The organism is Brevibacillus sp. RS1.1, from assembly GCF_013284365.1.
Lineage (GTDB): Bacteria > Bacillota > Bacilli > Brevibacillales > Brevibacillaceae > Brevibacillus > Brevibacillus brevis_D.
This window is the reverse complement of the sequence record NZ_JABSVA010000001.1, coordinates 515,595-534,969: the sequence shown is the minus strand read 5'-3', so window position 1 is coordinate 534,969 and position 19,375 is coordinate 515,595. Positions and strand designations below refer to the sequence as shown.

General features: G+C 47.7%; 18 protein-coding genes. All 18 read left to right on the top strand.

Annotation, left to right across the window (positions count from 1 at the left end):
- The first annotated feature begins 7 nt into the window (after positions 1-7).
- The 18 genes from rbfA (at position 8) to HP570_RS02215 (ending at position 19,251) form a co-directional block, all read left to right on the top strand.
- Positions 8-373 (top strand): 30S ribosome-binding factor RbfA, encoded by a 366-nt coding sequence (rbfA, locus tag HP570_RS02300; RefSeq protein WP_007719226.1) that lies wholly within the window; start codon positions 8-10, stop codon positions 371-373.
- Positions 363-1,358 carry a DHH family phosphoesterase gene (locus HP570_RS02295; RefSeq protein ID WP_173624770.1) on the top strand — a complete coding sequence of 332 codons (996 nt, stop codon included), beginning with the start codon at positions 363-365 and terminating at the stop codon, positions 1,356-1,358. Before rbfA ends, HP570_RS02295 begins: the two co-directional genes overlap by 11 nt.
- Positions 1,351-2,277, top strand: coding sequence for a tRNA pseudouridine(55) synthase TruB (truB, locus tag HP570_RS02290; protein ID WP_087346763.1), 927 nt, complete (start codon positions 1,351-1,353; stop codon positions 2,275-2,277). Before HP570_RS02295 ends, truB begins: the two co-directional genes overlap by 8 nt.
- Before the next feature lie 3 nt (positions 2,278-2,280).
- Positions 2,281-3,222, top strand: coding sequence for a bifunctional riboflavin kinase/FAD synthetase (locus tag HP570_RS02285; RefSeq protein ID WP_173624769.1), 942 nt, complete (start codon positions 2,281-2,283; stop codon positions 3,220-3,222).
- Between the two features lie 133 nt (positions 3,223-3,355).
- Positions 3,356-3,625: a 30S ribosomal protein S15 gene (gene rpsO / locus HP570_RS02280; protein ID WP_015891708.1), complete on the top strand. Its 270-nt coding sequence runs from the start codon at positions 3,356-3,358 to the stop codon at positions 3,623-3,625.
- Positions 3,626-3,891: 266 nt separating this feature from the next.
- Entirely contained in the window at positions 3,892-6,039 is a 2,148-nt protein-coding gene (gene pnp, locus HP570_RS02275) for a polyribonucleotide nucleotidyltransferase (protein WP_015891706.1), read from the top strand.
- A 159-nt stretch (positions 6,040-6,198) separates the two neighbouring features.
- Positions 6,199-7,176, top strand: coding sequence for a polysaccharide deacetylase family protein (locus tag HP570_RS02270; RefSeq protein ID WP_015891705.1), 978 nt, complete (start codon positions 6,199-6,201; stop codon positions 7,174-7,176).
- 112 nt (positions 7,177-7,288) lie between these two features.
- Positions 7,289-8,542 carry a M16 family metallopeptidase gene (locus tag HP570_RS02265; RefSeq protein ID WP_173624768.1) on the top strand — a complete coding sequence of 418 codons (1,254 nt, stop codon included), beginning with the start codon at positions 7,289-7,291 and terminating at the stop codon, positions 8,540-8,542.
- Between the two features lie 72 nt (positions 8,543-8,614).
- On the top strand, positions 8,615-8,875 hold the full coding sequence (locus HP570_RS02260) for a YlmC/YmxH family sporulation protein (protein WP_015891703.1): 261 nt from the start codon (positions 8,615-8,617) through the stop codon (positions 8,873-8,875).
- A 137-nt stretch (positions 8,876-9,012) separates the two neighbouring features.
- A complete protein-coding gene (gene dpsA, locus HP570_RS02255; RefSeq protein ID WP_173624767.1) occupies positions 9,013-9,915 on the top strand; it encodes a dipicolinate synthase subunit DpsA in 903 nt (300 codons plus the stop codon).
- On the top strand, positions 9,912-10,508 hold the full coding sequence (locus HP570_RS02250; RefSeq protein WP_007719213.1) for a dipicolinate synthase subunit B: 597 nt from the start codon (positions 9,912-9,914) through the stop codon (positions 10,506-10,508). Before dpsA ends, HP570_RS02250 begins: the two co-directional genes overlap by 4 nt.
- 57 nt (positions 10,509-10,565) lie before the next feature.
- A complete protein-coding gene (locus HP570_RS02245) occupies positions 10,566-11,606 on the top strand; it encodes an aspartate-semialdehyde dehydrogenase (protein ID WP_015891701.1) in 1,041 nt (346 codons plus the stop codon).
- A gap of 11 nt (positions 11,607-11,617) precedes the next feature.
- Positions 11,618-12,844 carry an aspartate kinase gene (gene dapG / locus HP570_RS02240; protein ID WP_015891700.1) on the top strand — a complete coding sequence of 409 codons (1,227 nt, stop codon included), beginning with the start codon at positions 11,618-11,620 and terminating at the stop codon, positions 12,842-12,844.
- Between the two features lie 57 nt (positions 12,845-12,901).
- Positions 12,902-13,768: a 4-hydroxy-tetrahydrodipicolinate synthase gene (gene dapA, locus HP570_RS02235; RefSeq protein ID WP_173624766.1), complete on the top strand. Its 867-nt coding sequence runs from the start codon at positions 12,902-12,904 to the stop codon at positions 13,766-13,768.
- Between the two features lie 145 nt (positions 13,769-13,913).
- Positions 13,914-15,590 carry a ribonuclease J gene (locus HP570_RS02230; RefSeq protein ID WP_064202410.1) on the top strand — a complete coding sequence of 559 codons (1,677 nt, stop codon included), beginning with the start codon at positions 13,914-13,916 and terminating at the stop codon, positions 15,588-15,590.
- Positions 15,591-15,711: 121 nt separating this feature from the next.
- Positions 15,712-16,536 carry a ClpP family protease gene (locus HP570_RS02225; protein WP_064202409.1) on the top strand — a complete coding sequence of 275 codons (825 nt, stop codon included), beginning with the start codon at positions 15,712-15,714 and terminating at the stop codon, positions 16,534-16,536.
- Positions 16,533-16,763 carry a YlzJ-like family protein gene (locus HP570_RS02220; RefSeq protein WP_173624765.1) on the top strand — a complete coding sequence of 77 codons (231 nt, stop codon included), beginning with the start codon at positions 16,533-16,535 and terminating at the stop codon, positions 16,761-16,763. The genes HP570_RS02225 and HP570_RS02220 overlap by 4 nt, the downstream gene beginning before the upstream one ends.
- Positions 16,764-16,872: 109 nt before the next feature.
- On the top strand, positions 16,873-19,251 hold the full coding sequence (locus tag HP570_RS02215) for an FtsK/SpoIIIE family DNA translocase (RefSeq protein WP_173624764.1): 2,379 nt from the start codon (positions 16,873-16,875) through the stop codon (positions 19,249-19,251).
- Positions 19,252-19,375: the final 124 nt, after the last annotated feature.

Here is a 19,375-nt window from a genome sequence, read left to right as displayed (position 1 = left end):
AAAATCGATGAATAAAACACGGATTAGCCGCGTAGGCGAAGAAATCAAAAAAGAGCTGAGCCTCGTATTGCAGCGTGGACTCAAAGATCCTCGTGTCGGTTTTGTAACAGTAACGGATGTAGAGGTAAGCAGTGACCTGCAATTGGCGAAGGTTTTTGTCAGCATTTTTGGCAGTGAGGAAGAGCGTAAAGCTTCTCTTGCTGGATTGACAAAAGCAAAAGGTTATTTGCGTACGGAGATCGGGAAACGCGTAAAGCTGCGTCACATTCCTGATTTTGTATTCAAGCTGGACGAGTCCATTGACTACGGCAGCAAAATTGAATCAATCCTGCGGGAAATCTCCACAGAGGGAGAGAAACAGGATGAATCCTAATCAAGTAGCAGTACAGGAAGCGGCGCGGTTTATGCAGGAGCACGACCGCTTCCTGGTTCTTTCTCATGTAAGTCCTGACGGAGATGCTACAGGATCTGCTTTGGGAGTCGTGCTCATGCTGGAGCAATTGGGAAAAGAGTATGTGGTTGTAAACGAAGGGGAAACACCGATCAAGTTTAACTTCTTGCCGCGGTTTGACCGTCTTTATAACCTGCGCAAACAACCACTGAACGAGACGTTCGGGGCCGTAATCGCTGTAGACTGCGCGGATGAGTCGCGGATGGGCGATGTACGGTCTTTATTTGCGTCTGGCGCTGCTTTGCTGAATATCGATCACCACCCGACCAACGATCATTTTGGAACGGTCAATCTGATTCGTCCGGATGCAGCCGCAACAGCAGAAATTTTGTTTGATGTTGCAGAAGCAGCGGGGGTTTCTTTCAACGAAGAGCTTGCACTATGCATCTATACTGGCCTTCTGACAGATACAGGTGGTTTCCGCTATTCCAATACATCACCGCGCGTCATGGAAATCGCTGCCCAATTACTTGGTTACGGTGTGAAGCCAGGAGACGTAGCAGAACGGTGTCTGGAGGAAATTACTTTTGCCCATGTGAAAGTACTGCGACGCGCTCTGCAAACCTTGCAACTGTCCCATCAAAATTTGGTCGCCTCTATCACTGTTTCAGCCGCAGATTTTGCCGAAGTGGGTGCAGAGCGGGAAGATGCCGGTGGATTGGTGAATTACTGCCGCAACATTGAGGGAGTCGAGGTAGGCGTTTCTTTTGTGGAAGCGGAACCAGGAGTGGTCAAGGTGAGCATGCGCGCTCGTGATCGGGTTGACGTAGCTGTCATTGCGAAGCAGCTCGGTGGCGGTGGACACGCAAAAGCAGCAGGATGTACGATCAAAGGACCACTTTTAGAAGTACAGAAAAAAGTATGGACTGTGCTGGACGATGCAGTAGGAGTGAAATTCGATGAGTAACGTGAACGGCGTGCTGGTTATCGACAAGCCAGCTGGAATGACTTCCCATGATTGTGTAGCGCGTATTCGTCGATTGTATGGAACGAAAAAAGTGGGGCATACGGGTACACTTGATCCAGATGTGACAGGTGTACTCCCCATTTGTGTGGGACACGCAACCAGGCTGGTTGAATATTTGCAAGAGCTGCCTAAGCGTTATGATGTAGTCATGCGCCTAGGCTCTACGACCACAACGGAAGATGCTTCTGGAGAAGTGGTGGAGCAAGCTGGAGTAGATGCAGCATCGATTACGACGGAGCGTATTCAAGCGCTGTTCGAATCCTTTTTGGGTGAAATGGAGCAGGTACCTCCGATGTTCTCTGCGGTAAAGGTAAACGGCAAGCGGCTGTACGACCTGGCTCGTGAAGGCACGGTGATCGAACGGCAGGCACGGAAAGTGACGCTCTATGAGCTGACGCTTCATAAGATTAGCGTGGATGGGGACACTGTCGATGTGGCATTTACGTGCACATGTTCCAAAGGCACATACATGCGCACCTTATGTGTTGACCTCGGACGCGCTCTGGGTTATCCTGCCCATATGAAGCTGTTGCGGCGAATTAAAAGTGGCCCGTTCCAGGAGCAAGAGGCAATCCCCCTCCAGCAAATCGAGGAACAGGCAGCAAGCGGGGAAGATATTTCCCGTCACTTGGTCTCCATCCCCCAGGCAATCTCATTCTTACCATCGTTTCAGGTCAAGCCAGAACGGATCAAAGCAGTACGTAATGGACTTGCGACTGCACTTCCGGGCGTCACTGCGGAGGAAGGAAGTTTGATTTGCTTGTTTGCGGGGGAAGATTTACTTGGCATTCATCGTGTATGCCGCGGAGACAAAGGACTTTTCGCCAAACCAGAAAAAGTCTTTCCAGCCGAGGTGTAATCCGTGAAAACGATCTACCTAACATACCCGTTTCCGTCTGACCTGCAAGCGAATCCTTGTGCGATTGCACTGGGGTACTTTGATGGTGTACATATTGGGCATCGCCGTGTAATCCAAAAGGCGATTGATACAGCGAAAGCAAACGGATGGCAAAGTACGGTAGTGACCTTTGATCCGCATCCACGAGAAGTATTGGGGCAAAGCGGTTATACCCGCTATTTGACACCACTTGCAGACAAGCTCGAGCAGTTCGAAAAGATGGGCGTAGACACTACATATGTGATGAAGTTCGATATTAGCTTTGCGGCAATTTATCCAGAAGATTTCATCACAGAGTGCCTTCTTCCATTGGAATGCCGCCATATTGTCGTTGGTTTCGACTACACCTTTGGTTATCGCGGGATGGGGACTGCCCATACCTTGCATGAAATGAGCAAAGGTCGCTACGGGCTCGACATCGTGGGTCCGGTAAATCGCTTGGGTGAAAAAGTGAGCAGTACAATCATCCGTGAATACCTCCATCATGGGGATGTCGAGCAGGTTCGTCATTTGCTAGGTCGCTCCTACAAAGTGCGCGGAACAGTCGTGCATGGTGACAAACGCGGTCGAACCATTGGCTTTCCTACAGCGAACGTTCAAGTGAATCAGCCGTACTTGATCGGAAAGAATGGGGTCTACGGCGTTCGCTTTACCGTGGATGAACAGAGCTACTATGGTGTCATGAACGTTGGGATCAAGCCAACATTCGAACTGGAGAAAAAAGAAAAGTCACTAGAAGTGCACATTTTTGAGTTCTCTGGTGAAATCTATGACAAAGAAGTAGAGGTAGAGTTCTTGTTCTACATCCGAGAGGAACAGAAATTTGCTGGAGTCGATGCACTCATCGCGCAAATAGGACGAGATGTTCAAACGGCGAAGCAAAAATTCGCGGAGGGAATCTCGTAAAGGATTCTCTTTGCTTTTCACAAAATGGTATGCTATAATTCAAAACGTTGTACAGATAACCGTAGCTTGGCTGTCCGATTCTCACCGACGGCAGACTCGGCGAACGGTATAAAAAATGAGGAGGTGAGTCATGATGGCATTGACTCAAGAACGTAAAACTCAACTGATTCAAGAGTTCCGTACTCATGAGAACGACACCGGTTCACCGGAAGTGCAAATCGCTATCTTGACCGAAAACATTAACAATCTGAACGGACACTTGCGTACGCACAAGAAAGATCACCACAGCCGTCGTGGTCTCTTGAAAATGGTTGGTCAACGTCGTAACCTGTTGACATACCTGCGTGAAGCAGATGTTCAACGCTATCGTTCGGTTGTAGACCGCCTGGGTCTGCGCCGCTAATCAGCGTCTTGTAAAAAGCGGGTTCTACCCGCTTTTTCTATCGTGTAGGAGGGCTTAGCGTAGAAATACGCTAAGCCCATCCGAAACGAGTAAAAGGCTTGTGCCGTATCTGTTAGTTTCAATTAGCTTCAAAAGAAGCTTTTTTTATTATCTAGAAAGACTGCCAAAGGTAACCATTTAATTTTTATCTTGGCAGGAAATAATACATATAGGTAGAAAACAAAGTGTGTAAACGCACATTGTTGTGAAGGAGGACTGCTAGCATCATGGAGCAACAATACCGTACATATGACTTCGAACTGGCAGGCCGAAAACTGACCCTGGAATTTGGCAAAATGGCTAAACAGGCGCATGGTTCGGTCTTGGTTCGTTACGGCGATACAGCAATCCTGTCCGCAGTTACAGTCTCGAAGGAACCAAAACCACTTGATTTCTTTCCATTGACTGTCAACTATGAGGAGCGTCTCTACGCGGTTGGGAAAATTCCTGGCGGCTTTATTAAAAGAGAAGGACGCCCAAGCGAAAAGGCGATTTTGGCCAGCCGCTTGATTGACCGCCCTGTCCGCCCTCTTTTTGCAGAAGGATTCCGTAACGATGTACAAATCGTAAATACTGTTCTGTCTGTGGATCAAGACTGCTCACCTGAAATCGCTGCGATGATCGGTACTTCCGCAGCGCTATGCGTCTCGGAGATTCCTTTTGAAGGCCCGATTGCAGGAGTAATCGTAGGACGAATTGACGGAGAGTTCGTCATTAACCCTACAGTAGCTCAAGCAGAGAAAAGCGATATTCACCTGACTGTCGCAGGTACGCATAAAGCGATTAACATGGTGGAAGCAGCTGCGAACCAAGTACCGGAAGCAATCATGCTCGAAGCGATCATGGCTGGTCATGACGTGATTAAGCAACTGGTAGAATTCCAGAACATGATCGTGTCCGAAATTGGCAAGCAAAAGATGGAAGTCATCTTGCATGAGGTTGATCCTGAAATCGATCAAGCTGTACGTGCATATGCGGAAGCTCGCTTGAAAGAAGCTGTTCGCATCGAGGAAAAACAAGCACGCTACGATGCCATTGACGATATCAAGGCAGAAACCAAAGAGCATTTTGCAGCCAAGGATGCTGAGGCATATCCAGAGCAGGAAAAGATGATTAGCGAAGTACTTGGCAATATTGTCAAGGACGAGGTTCGCCGTCTGATTACTGACGAGAAAGTTCGCCCTGATGGACGAGCTCTGAACGAAATCCGTCCGCTGTCCAGTGAGACAACCATTCTTTCCCGTACACATGGCTCTGCAATGTTTACCCGCGGTCAGACGCAAGCACTGAGCGTTTGTACATTGGGCGCGCTGGGAGATGTTCAAATTCTCGATGGACTCGGTCTGGAAGAATCGAAGCGCTTTATGCACCACTACAACTTCCCGCCGTATAGCGTGGGTGAAGCACGTCCGTTGCGTCCTCCGGGTCGTCGTGAAATCGGACACGGTGCGTTGGGTGAGCGTGCAATCGAGCCGATCATTCCATCTGAGGTTGAGTTCCCATACACCATTCGTCTCGTATCAGAAGTAATTGAATCCAACGGTTCCACATCCCAAGCGTCGATTTGCGCGAGCGTACTCGCCTTGATGGATGCAGGTGTACCGATCAAAGCACCGGTAGCAGGTATTGCGATGGGCTTGATCATGAGCAAAGATGAGAAATCTTTCTCGATCCTGACTGATATTCAAGGTATGGAAGATCATTTGGGAGATATGGATTTCAAAGTAGCGGGTACAGAGGCTGGTGTAACAGCTATCCAAATGGACATCAAAATTTCCGGTATCAACCGTGAGATTTTAGAGTTGGCCTTGGAACAAGCGCGTGTAGGTCGTTTGCACATTCTGAACCATATGATGAGCACGATTTCCGAACCACGTAAAGAACTGTCTCCTTATGCACCAAAAATCATGACCATGACGATCAATCCGGAGAAAATTCGCGATGTAATCGGTCCACAAGGTCGTGTCATTAATAAGATTATCGAAGAAACCGGCGTAAAAATCGACATCGAACAAGATGGACGTGTCTTCATCGCATCCATCAACCACGAAGCGAATCTGCGCGCGAAACAAATCATTGAAGATCTGGTTCGTGAAGTAGCTGTTGGTCAGGTGTACCTGGGAACAGTAAAACGCGTAGAGAAGTACGGTGCGTTCATCGAGTTGTTCGCAGGTAAAGAGGGCTTGTGCCACATCTCTCAACTGGCTGAAGAGCGTGTAGCCAAAACAGAAGATGTTGTCGCAGTTGGTGATAAAGTACAAGTGAAAGTGACCGAGATCGACGACCAAGGTCGTGTGAATCTCTCTCGCAAAGCAGTTTTGAAAGAACAAGCTGCTGCGGAACAAGCTGCTGAAACACCAACAAAAGCAGAATAAAGAAAAACAAAAGGCTTCGTCACTCGAAGAAATTCGTGTACGGAAGCTTTTTTCTTTTCTATGCCAGAATGCTCCCGTTTCGTATGTCTAAGTCGTCCCATCCTCTCATACATTGGACAAGAGAGACTCGTACGATCGATAGAGGAGGGCGACGCCCTAATGACGAATAGGACCAGGAGACTTTTGTTCATATTTATATATGGAGCAGCGCTGATTGTTCTCTTGAATTATCAGCCTATTCATCATTACATTAGCACGATCAAAAATGTCCACGTAGTGACTGGGGATCGAAACGAAAATGAAAAAGCGCGTTTACGGGCGCAGATTGAAAAGTGGCGAGAGGGCCGAGAGGAAGAGCCGATCGATGCCGTCGTTGATCAGACGTGGAAGGCGATTCCCGGCTATAATGGACGTGTAGTCGATGTAGAAGAATCGCTCAATAAAATGCTGGCTGCGGGTGTGTCCAGCCCGGATTTGCTCGTATACAAGGAAGTACCCCCAGCGATTTCGCTTGAGCAATTGGGAGCACAACCCATCTATCGAGGAAATCCAAATAAACCAGCGATTTCTTTCATGATCAACGTGGCTTGGGGAAATGAGTATCTCGACTCGATGCTCAATACACTCGATAAACATAAGGTAAAGACAACGTTCTTTCTGGATGGCTCTTGGGTAAAACGTTACCCCGAAGAAGCAAAAAAGATCATGGCACGTGGCCATGAGATTGGTAATCATGCGTATTCCCATCCCGATATGAACACACTGGGAACACAGAGGATTCATCAAGAGATAAGTCGTACGCAAGATGTTATTTTTAAAACGCTGGAAGTGAAGCCTACCCTTTTTGCTCCGCCATCTGGTGCTTTTAACCAACGCGTTGTACAAATCGCGGACTCGTCTTTTCAAATGAAGACGATTCTATGGACGGCAGATACAATTGACTGGCAGAAACCATCGCCTGCTTATGTGATCAATAAAATAAGCCGAAAAATGGAGAACGGTGTCCTCGTGCTCATGCACCCTACGTCTACCTCCGAGGCGAGTTTAGATCAACTTCTGACGATCGCCAAAAAGAAGGGGCTACAGCCGACGACTGTTTCGGAGGTTATATCGAGTCGTAGACTCCCGTCACCGTAATTACATGTTCATTTATTGTGGAGACAAAGGAAGTTTGCTATAGTTAGACGTGTTTACAAGAAATTCCCCGAGGTTTCGGGTAGAGACAGATGAACAACCGAGGAGGATTTACGTGATACAACGTCATACGTGTGATAACGGTCTTCGAATCGTGACGGAACGGATTCCGTCCGTTCGCTCCGTTGCCTTAGGCATCTGGGTAGGGACTGGTTCGAAATATGAAAATGAGAAAAACAACGGGATCTCCCATTTTCTCGAGCATATGTTTTTTAAAGGTACAAAAACTCGTTCTGCAAAGGAAATTGCGGAAACCTTTGATGAGATTGGCGGGAACGTGAACGCCTTTACTTCGAAGGAGTATACCTGCTATTACGCAAGGGTGCTCGACCAACATGCTCCTATTGCTCTCGATGTTCTTTCCGATATGTATTTCAACTCGGTATTTGATGCAGATGAGTTGGAAAAGGAAAAGAACGTCGTCATTGAAGAGATTAGCATGTATGAAGACACGCCAGATGATTTGGTGCATGATTTGATTGCACGCGCTTCATACAGCTCACACCCGCTAGGCTATTCGATTTTAGGTACGGAAGATGTCCTGCGCAGCTTGAAGCGTGACGATTTGCTCGCTTATATTGATCAGCACTATCTGCCAACGAATACGGTGATTACGGTAGCGGGTAATTTTGAAGACAGTTTGATTGAAGATATCCAAAAGCGCTTTCAAGCTTTCTCGCGTTCAGGCATTATGCCGACCTTGTCTACCCCAGATTTTGCTGGAAATGTGATCGCGCATCATAAGGCAACAGAGCAAGCGCATTTGTGCCTGTCTTTACCCGGGTTTAAGGTAGGACATCCTGAAGTATACTCCTTGATTTTGCTGAACAATGTGCTGGGTGGTAGCATGAGCTCGCGTCTCTTCCAAGAAATTCGAGAAGAACGCGGATTGGCATACTCTGTTTATTCTTATCACTCTTCCTATAAAGAAGCGGGTACGTTCCACGTGTATACAGGAACGGCACCAGAGCAAGTAGGACAGGTATTTGACATTGTCTCGCGCGTCCTGCGCGATGTCGCTGATCATGGAATTACGGACAAAGAGCTGAACAAAGGAAAAGAGCAGCTGAAAGGCAGCCTGATGCTCAGCTTGGAAAGCACGAATAGCCGTATGAGTCGCCTTGGCAAAAATGAACTCTTACTGGGCCGTCACCTTAGTCTAGATGAGATCATCGCCAAAATTGACCGCGTTTCCCATGAATCTGTTCTGGCTGTGGCGCAGCAGCTGTTCCGTTCCAAGATGTCTATGGCGATGGTGAGTCCACTCGATGGCTTCCCTGAAAATGTGAAGAACGATATTCTGTTGTAGGGAAAAATCCGGCATAGCCCGGATTTTTTTGCGTATATCAACAGTAAATGAAAGGACAAAGGGGGCTTCTCCATGCGCTTGAGCGAGTTGGGTGGGAAGGAGATTATCGGACTGGACAACGGAGAGAAAATGGGGGTTATCAGTGATTCCGATTTAGTCATCCATCCCGAAAACGGTACGATTCAATCCATCATCTTGCCAGGAGGTAGTTTCTTTGGGTTCGGAAAGAAACGAGAGGACCTCGTGATCCCGTGGAGCTCCATCGTAAAAATTGGGCCAGATATGGTCATCATCCAGCTTAAAGCGCCTGAAGCACAAGCCTCTCAAAAGTAGGCGCTACTGTCACCGAAGTAGCAGGAGCGGAATAGGATGGGGGTAGACCGCATGGATTTCCGTCAACTTTTCCAAAAGGAAAACCTTTGCGTTCCGATCATTTAATGCAGTAAAATGTGTGGAAAGGGGAACGCAGCATGCTAACGGGCATACATGTTGCCTTCATCGGCGGAGACGCTCGCCAGTTGGAAGTCATTAAGCGATGCATACAACTGGATGCTAGCGTCACGTTAGTTGGCTTCGACAACCTGGAAAGTAATTTTACAGGGGCAACGAAGAAACCATTAACATGCGATGTGTTGAAAGACGTGGACGCCCTCATCCTACCCATCGTAGGGACCGATGATCAAGGATACGTGGAAAGTATTTTCTGCTCCAAACAACTGCAGTTGCTAGATGAACATGTGGCAAGTCTGCCGAGTCATTGCGTGGTTTACACGGGAATGGCAAAGTCTTATCTGAAAAAACTATTGGCTTCCACAAGGCTTCCTCTCGTGGAGCTCTTGGATCGTGATGACGTAGCTATCTATAACTCTATCCCTACTGTAGAGGGAGCGTTAATGATGGCGATTCAGCATACGGATATTACGATTCATGGATCACAGTCAATTGTTTTGGGATTGGGCCGAACAGGTTTGTCCATGGCTCGAGCATTGCATGCGTTAGGGGCCCGCGTAAGAGTTGGGGCCAGACGTCAAGAACACTTGGCACGCATTTATGAGATGGGATTGACTCCCTTCCATATAAGCGAAGTAAGGCAACAGGTTACGAATGCTGATTTCATTTTTAATACCATCCCGCAATTATTACTCACGGCAGAAGTGATTGCTCAAATGCCTCAATCGGCGTTTATTCTTGATCTTGCCTCCAAGCCAGGAGGAACAGATTTTCGTTACGCTGAAAGACGAGGGATCAAAGCTCTTCTTGCTCCCGGCTTACCTGGAATCGTTGCACCTAAAACCGCTGGACAAATTTTGGCCCAAACATTGTCTCGTCTGATTGCGGATCAAAGGAAAGCGCCAGGAGGGGATGCAACATGAGTAAGCTTCAGGGAAAGACCATTGGATTTGGTTTGTCTGGATCGCATTGTACGTTTGAGGAAACGATGCCGCAAATTAAGCGATTTGTGGATGCTGGAGCAAGGGTGGTTCCGATTGTATCGAATACGATTATGACCACGGATACACGCTTCGGTACTTCGCAAAGCTGGCAGCAACAAATCAAGGAACTAACAGGGGAGGAACTTATTTCGACGATTCCTCAGGCTGAGCCGTTGGGACCTTCCAAGTTGTTGGATGTCATGCTGATTGCGCCTTGCACAGGCAGTACGACGAGTCGACTAGCGAATGCCATTACGGATAGTGCCGTACTGATGGCAGCGAAAGCGACCATGCGTAATTTGCGACCTATTGTGATTGCCATATCCACCAATGATGGTCTGGGATTAAATGCAGCCAATATTGCCAAGCTGTTGGCTGCGAAGAATATGTATTTCGTGCCATTCGGGCAGGATGCCCCGGATAAAAAACCGAATTCGCTTGTAGCTCGTATGGATCTCCTATTGGAAACATGCGAAGCAGCTTTGGAAGGTCGACAATTGCAACCCTTGCTCATCGAGAGATTTAACTACTAATAAGACTACAGAAAAACCAATAAACCTGCTTTTTCGCGATTAGGAGGAGAGTAAGAGATGGCAAACCAACTGACTTTCAATGTTGCTGTAGTCGGTGCGACTGGTGCAGTCGGACAGCAGATGATTCAACTATTAGAAAAGCGCAACTTCCCAATCAAACAGCTTAAGCTGCTTGCTTCTGGACGTTCTGCAGGAAAAACAGTCACCTTCAAGGGGCAAGAAATTGTACTGGAAGAGGCGACTCCAGACAGTTTTGCAGGGGTTGATTTTGCCCTGTTTAGTGCTGGTGGATCGGTCAGCAAGGAACTGGCTCATCACGCAGTGCGTCATGGTGCAGTTGTCATTGACAATACCAGCGCATTCCGGATGGACCCAGATGTTCCTCTCGTTGTGCCAGAAGTAAACATGGATGCTGCGCTCGCTCATAATGGAATCATTGCGAATCCGAATTGCTCTACGATTCAGATGGTTGCCGCTCTAAAACCCCTGTATGATCGTTTTGGTATAGACAGAATTATCGTTTCTACTTACCAGGCAGTATCTGGTGCAGGTCAATCTGCGATCAATGAATTGCTCGACCAGAGTCGAGACATTTTGGATGGTAAAGAACCGCAGTGTAACGTACTTCCCGTAGGCAAATTGCCTGTACATCATCAGATTGCGTACAACGCGATTCCGCAGATTGATGTGTTCACCGACAATGGTTTTACTTATGAAGAAATGAAAATGGTTAATGAAACCAAAAAAATCTTCGGTGATGACACTGTACTTGTTTCAGCTACTTGCGTACGTATTCCAGTGGTCTACGGCCACAGCGAGTCGGTATATGTAGAGCTGAAACAGGATTACGATCTGGCAGAAGTAAAGGCCCTGCTGAAAGACGCTCCGGGTATCGCGTTAGTAGATGCGCCGGAGGAACAGCAGTATCCACTCGCTACTGATGCAACAGGCAAACTGGAAGTATTCGTGGGCCGGGTGCGTCGTGATCTCCATCATCCTCGTGGACTGCATATGTGGATCGTTTCTGACAATCTTCTCAAGGGTGCAGCATGGAATACAGTACAAATCGCTGAAGAACTCATAAAAGCAAGAGTATAGGGGAGAGGTTAGTGAAGATTCTCGTCCAGAAGTTCGGTGGTTCTTCCTTGACGACGGAGGATTGCCGGATGCGGGCAATCTACCATATGGAAAAAGCAATTGATGAGGGTTATGCCCTCGTCGTTGTCGTATCGGCGATGGGGCGCAAGGGCGATCCATATGCGACCGATACACTTTTGCAGTTGGTTCGTGCGAATGGGAACCAACTGCCGAGTAGAGAAATGGATATGCTGATGCATACCGGAGAAATCATCTCTGCTACAGTCATGTGCAGCATGCTAAATGCACGGGGAATAAAAGCAACAATTTTGACAGGCGGTCAGGCAAATATAGTGACGAGCGACGACTTTACGAATGCACAAATTATGTCGATCGATCCAGCTCGCATTTTGCAGGACTTGCAGGAAAGTCAAGTTGTGATCGTCCCAGGATTTCAGGGACGTACAGCCGAGTGGGAAATTACGACACTGGGACGGGGCGGAAGCGATACGACTGCAACCGCTCTCGGTGTCGCCTTGAAGGCTGAAACGGTGGATATTTTCACCGACGTGGAAGGCATCATGACCGCAGACCCGCGGATCGTTGAGGAAGCGCAGCGGCTCGGTATGGTGACCTACACGGAAATTTGCAACATGGCTCACCTGGGTGCAAAAGTTATTCATCCTAGAGCGGTGGAGATCGCGATGCACGCAAACGTGCCGATTCGTGTTCGCTCTACGTTTTCGGACGACCCCGGTACACTTGTTACGACTATGCTGGAGATTGGGAAAATGGGCTACACAGTAAACGACAGAGTCGTTATGGGAATTGCTCATGTACCGAACATTACTCAAATTAAGGTCGCGAACAAAGAAGGGTCTTACGATACACAGCTGCAAGTCTTCAAAACGATGGCAACCAATAACATCAGTGTAGATTTCATCAATGTGAACCCAATGGGTGTCGCTTACACGGTCCATGATGAAATGGGAGAAAAAGCTGCTCGTTTGTTAACGGAAATGGGATACGAGCCGCAGCTTTTGCCGCATTGCGCGAAAGTGTCCGTGATAGGTGCAGGGATGACGGGCGTGCCCGGCGTGATGGCAAGAATCGTGGAGGCACTTACACAAGAAGATATTCAAATTCTTCAATCGGCAGACTCTCATACAACCATCTGGGTACTCGTGCATGAAATGGATATGGTGAAGGCGGTTCGCGCACTTCATCAGCAGTTCAACCTGCATGTTCAACATAAGTAAGAGCATATCCTGACTTTAAATACCTACTGATCACGATAAAGAGGAGTTGGAGAGGTAGTGGCACGTTTTGGTCGACTGGTTACCGCAATGGTAACGCCTTTTAATGAGCAGCTACAGGTCGATTACGATAAAACAGAGCGACTGATTGACCATTTGATTGCAAATGGAACAACTGGAATCGTATTGAGTGGTACCACGGGTGAATCACCGACTTTATCCCGTACGGAGAAACTCGATCTTTTCCGCCATGTGGTTTCCTACGCAAAAGGAAGATGCCACATCATTGCAGGAACAGGCAGCAATGATACAGCCTCAAGTATTGAGTTCACCCAAGCTGTACAATCGATTGGCGTAGACGCTGTCATGGTCGTTGCTCCTTATTACAGCAAGCCATCGCAGGAAGGGCTTTACGCACACTTCAAGACATTATCGGAAGCGACGGAGTTGCCCGTGATGCTATATAATGTGCCGGGAAGATCCGTGGTCAATATGACTGCCGAAACGACACTACGTTTGGCAGAGCTGCCTAATGTGGTATGCATCAAGGAAGCCTCCGGGAATTTGTCGCAAATGGCGCAAATTATTGAGCATGCCCCGGAAGGCTTTGAGCTGTACAGTGGCGATGATGGCTTAACTTTGCCGATCTTGTCAATCGGGGGAGTGGGCATTGTCAGTGTGGCGAGTCACGTAGTCGGCCGCCCAATGACAGATATGATGGACGCTTATTTTGCCGGTAACTATACAGAGGCAGCAAGACTCCATCGCAAGCTGTTGCCGATTTTTGAAGGCCTCTTTGCGTACCCGAGCCCTGGACCGACCAAGGTCGCTTTAGAAAAGCTCGGCGTTCAAGTTGGAGGTGTTCGGCTGCCTTTAGTTGAGCTGAACGAACAGGAAAAAGATTTTGTGCATTCTCTGCTTGTTTAACTCCATAGAAGTTCAAGAGCCATTCCTTCCGGGGATGGCTCTTTTTCCTTGTGTTCATGATTTCACTTCGGGTATAATAAGAACAAGTGATTTGGGGCGGTTTTTTTGAGTGGACATGACAACTAAATATAGGAGGTTACACGTTTTGGCAAAGTCGAATCACTCTGTTCTCGTTTTCGCCCTGGGCGGAGTCGGCGAAATTGGGAAGAATATGTACGTGGTACAAAGCGGTGACGACATCGTGGTGATTGATGCCGGATTGAAGTTCCCAGAAGAGGAAATGCTGGGGATTGATATGGTTATTCCGGATATCACCTACTTGGAGGAACATCGCGACAAGGTTCGGGGTATTATTATTACGCATGGACATGAAGACCACATCGGCGGCCTCAGCTATGTGCTGAAGCATTTGAAAGTCCCGGTTTATGCGACAAAACTTACCCTTGGTTTAATTGATGCAAAGTTAAAAGAAGCGGGCATCCTAAACGAAACAAAACGCGTATTGATCAACAGCGACTCGGAAGTCGTTCTCGGAAAGATGAAGGCGACCTTTTTCCGTGTAAACCACAGCATCCCGGATTGCGTAGGGGTATGCTTGGATACGCCGGAAGGTTACATCGTTCATACAGGAGACTTCAAGTTCGATCAAACACCTGTTAACAATCAGGTAGCTGATCTGGCAAAAATGGCGATGATCGGTGACAGAGGCGTTTTGTGCTTGCTCTCTGACAGTACGAATGCAGAACGGCCTGGATTTACCGGATCGGAACGCTCAGTGGGAAAAGCACTCATGGATGTGTTCAGCAAAGCATCTGGACGTATTGTTGTTTCTACGTTTGCATCAAATGTTCACCGCATTCAACAAGTGGTGGACGCTGCAGCACAGTTCAACCGTAAATTGACGGTTGTCGGCCGGAGCATGCAAAATGTTATTAATATCAGCAGAGACTTAGGGTACTTATTGGTCCCAGAGGGTTTGATTGTTGAGATCGATGAAATCAACAAATTGCCTGCTGAACAAGTCGTTATTTTATCAACTGGAAGCCAAGGAGAGCCTATGTCCGCGCTCACTCGGATGGCCCGATCCGCCCATCGGAAAATTGACATCCTTCCAGGGGATACCGTTATCATTGCAGCCACTCCCATTCCAGGGAATGAAAAATATGTGGCTCGTACGATCGATCAATTATCGCGCATTGGTGCAGATGTCATCTATGGCGGCCATGGACCTAACGGAACCGTCCACGTCTCCGGTCATGGTAGCCAAGAGGAATTGCGCCTGATGCTTAACCTAATGAAGCCGAAGTACTTTATTCCCGTTCACGGTGAATATCGCATGCTGAAAACACATGCCTTACTTGCTGACCAGGTTGGCATTCCTGAAGAAAACACGTTCTTGCTGGATAACGGCGATACAGTTGAATTCTCAGGGGGCAAGGCCCGTTACGGTGGAAAAGTCCATGCTGGCAACGTTTTGATTGACGGCTTGGGTGTTGGTGATGTAGGAAACATCGTCCTTAGAGATCGCAAATTACTGTCACAAGATGGCATACTGGTAGTTGTCGTTACACTCAGCAAACAAAATGGCACGATTTTGTCAGGTCCAGACATCATTTCTCGCGGTTTCGTCTACGTGCGTGAATCCGAAGAGCTGCTGGATGAGGCAAATCGCATAGTGACCCAAACACTTGTCAAATGCATGGAAGAAAATGTGAATGAATGGTCTTCACTGAAAAATAACGTAAAAGAGTCATTAGGCCGTTATCTGTACGAGCAAACGCGCAGACGTCCGATGATCTTGCCGATTATCATGGAAGTGTAGGATCACGATAAAGAGCTGGAAATCCTTTGGAAAAAGGGTTTCTGGCTTTTTTTGCCTTTGTGGGCGCATGATTTTTCCTCCCCTTATCCATACTACAGAGGAAAGTGAGGGAGGATCATCCATGTCGAATCAACAATTTAGCGATTTTTTAAATAAGCCGCCGTTTGCAAGCACAGCGGTAACGAGTAAGGAATCCCAGCCACAATCACCAACTGATGATCAGGAGCCTGCTGCCTCGCCGCCATCAGAAGCACCTGGGCAAGAAGATCCGAAGAAAAAACTGCTCGATTCGATTACGCAACTGGGTCAGACAAACGTCCCACAACTCGAAAGCAATATTTATTGTATGACCATCATCGGACAAGTAGAAGGGCATATTCAGTTGCCCCCACAAAATAAGACGACCAAATATGAGCACCTCATTCCTCAATTGGTTGCGGCAGAACAAAACAATAAAATAGAGGGCGTTCTCGTTATTTTGAACACAGTTGGCGGGGACGTAGAAGCGGGCTTGGCAATTGCGGAGATGGTAGCGTCCCTGTCCAAACCGGTAGTCACACTTGTACTCGGCGGTGGCCATAGCATTGGTGTGCCAATTGCCGTTGCTGGTTCGTACTCGTTTATTGCAGAAACAGCCACGATGACGATTCACCCGATCCGTTTGACTGGTCTTGTAATTGGTGTGCCCCAAACGTTTGAGTACTTGGACAAAATGCAGGATCGTGTAGTAAGTTTTATTGCCCGTCACTCCAAAGTTTCAGAAGAAAAGTTCCGTGAGCTAATGACCCGAACAGGTGAATTGACACGAGATATTGGAACCAATGTGATTGGCGTAGATGCGGTGAAATATGGATTGATTGATGAAGTTGGCGGTCTTGGTAGCGCGCTGAAAAAACTGAACGAACTGATCAAAGCGCAAAAAGGCGAGGAGAGTGTACTCCAATGATCTTATACTCCATCATTCCGATGGAAACAGTTTTTGAGAACATGGAGCAAGTGGAGAAGCAAGAGCTGAAAGAGATAACGATGGGGCATGCCACGATGCTCATTGAGCAAACCGGACCGTTTGAAGGAAAAATCGTCAGGCTGATTAGTCCTGATCCGCAAGACTACCTGAAGCAGCAATACGCACCCGGACAAAAAATTCAGTTTCAACCTGAGTGGCTCGCCTAAGAAGTCCTGTATTTCTATGAATTTCCTGTGTTATACTAGAGAAGTACGAACAGCAGCCGAACACGCGACGGCTGCCTTTTTTCCATTAGGTACATAACGAGGAGGAGGCATGCCATTGAGTAGGAGAAAAAAAGAGCGTTCACAAGCGGCATTGGCCTCAGTTGTCAAAATAGAGCTGCTGGGACTTCTCATCATTGTGCTGTCCTTGATCGGGCTATTGGAGAGTGGATGGCTGGGCAAAAATGTACTGGCACTTCTATTTCGGTTTATTGCGGGCTCATGGGATTTTATCATTCCTGTTCTGCTAATCGGTATGGCCATACATATGATGTTTACGAGAAAGTCACCGAAGCTTACTTACCGCGTCTTAGGGATAGCGCTCATTGGTGTGGCGATTTTGACCTGGGATCACATGATTTTGTACAAACAAATTACCGCAGATGGAAAATTTGCAGAGCAAAGCATTATTAAGGTTACATGGGACAGGATTTGGCTGGATCATGGTCAGAAAGTGTCCACCACCGGGGTAGGTGGAGGAATGATCGGTGCTCTGTTTTTTGCGGTGACAAATGGTCTTGTTGGAACAATTGGTACTGGTCTGGTGATTGTGTTTCTTTTCCTCGTGGGACTGATGTTTCTGTTCAATCTTTCTTATGTAAACATTTTGATGTTTGCCAAGGACAAGCTCGCTTTGTTTTACGGAAAGGCCAAGCACACAGTGAAGGACTCTGTACAGCTTTTGCAGGAAGAGAGCGAGAAGAGAAAGAAAGAAGCAAAGGAAGCCGAAGAGGCTCGCAAGCAAAAGCAATCGGCGGAAGAGAACGAGGCCATTGCTGTCACGGCGTTGAAAGAGCAAAAACCTCATTCACAACCTGCTAATCAGGAGGAAGCAGTCCAGCAACTGAATGCCCCATTAATTCGTGATTTTACGGATCGCATTGCGCTGGAAGAGGATGAAGAACCGAGTAATCCTGGTCATCAAGCGAGAGCTGCACAACCGAAACCGAATCAGGAGATTACGTTTGCACTTGAAGGAGAAGCAGAAATCTTCGGTACAATAGATACCGGAGAAGAAAAGAATACCATACCGTATGAGCTGCCAAGTCTGCAAATGCTCGCAAGGCCCAAAGCGAGTGCAACAGGTAAAGACGTCGATCATACCTCAAATGCGGCAAAATTAGTGCAGACACTGAAGAGCTTTGGCGTCAATGCAACTGTTTCCGAGGTACATCGAGGACCGGCTGTTACACGTTACGAAGTTCAGCCTGCTACAGGGGTAAAAGTAAGCAGGATTGTCAGCTTGACGGATGATCTTGCATTGGCATTGGCAGCAAAAGATATCCGAATTGAGGCACCAATTCCAGGGAAATCAGCCATCGGTATCGAGGTTCCGAACTCGGAGGTAGCGGTCGTATCACTACGAGAAGTGTTGGAAGCTCCCGAGTATCAAGATGCAGCAGGGAAGCTTACCGTTGCTCTTGGCCGGGATATTTCCGGAGAGCCGATTGTAGCCGATTTGACCAAAATGCCCCATTTGCTCGTAGCGGGTGCGACTGGAAGCGGTAAATCAGTCTGTATTAACGGATTAATCATGAGTATTTTGTTCAAGGCCAAACCAGAAGAAGTCAAGCTGATGATGGTTGACCCGAAAATGGTGGAACTGAATGTGTACAACGGAATTCCGCATTTGTTGGCTCCAGTTGTGACTGACCCGAGAAGGGCTTCTGTTGCTTTGAAAAAAGTAGTGGCAGAGATGGAACGGCGCTATAATTTGTTTGCCAAAACAGGTAGCCGCAATATTGAAATGTACAATGCACAAGTGGAAGGCACCCCACTTCCCTATATCGTCGTCATCGTCGATGAGCTTGCGGACTTGATGATGGTAGCTCCGGGAGAAGTGGAGGATGCGATTTGTCGACTCGCGCAAATGGCTCGTGCTTCCGGAATTCATCTCATCATCGCGACCCAGCGTCCTTCCGTAGATGTCATTACGGGTGTGATCAAGGCAAATATCCCATCCCGCATTGCCTTTGGCGTATCTTCCATGGCTGACTCTAGAACGATTCTCGATATGGGTGGAGCAGAAAAGCTTCTCGGTAGAGGGGACATGCTATCACTGCCGATGGGGGCATCCAAGCCGACCCGTGTTCAAGGAGCTTTTGTATCTGACAAGGAAGTAGAAGAGGTCGTTTGTTTTGTAAAAGAACAGCAAGAGGTTCGCTACAATGAAGAGATGATCCCGGGTGACGTGCAGGAGGAGCAACAGCCAGTTGTGGATGATGAACTGTACGATCAAGCCGTCCAAATCGTTTCAGAAGCCCAAACGGCATCGGCATCCTTGTTGCAGCGTCGTCTCCGTGTCGGTTATACGCGGGCGGCACGATTGATTGATATGATGGAAGCCCAAGGAGTAGTCGGTCCTTATGAGGGAAGCAAGCCTCGTGAGGTTCGTCTTCCACGCCCGTCCATTGAAAGTAATATTTCATAAAGAGAGACCTTGCCAACATTTGTACTGGCAGGGTCTTTTTTCCTATTTTAGTAGAAAAACCCCTGTCGAAATTAATCATTTTGCATTATTATTCATAAATATTTGGCTTGCATGATACTCGCCC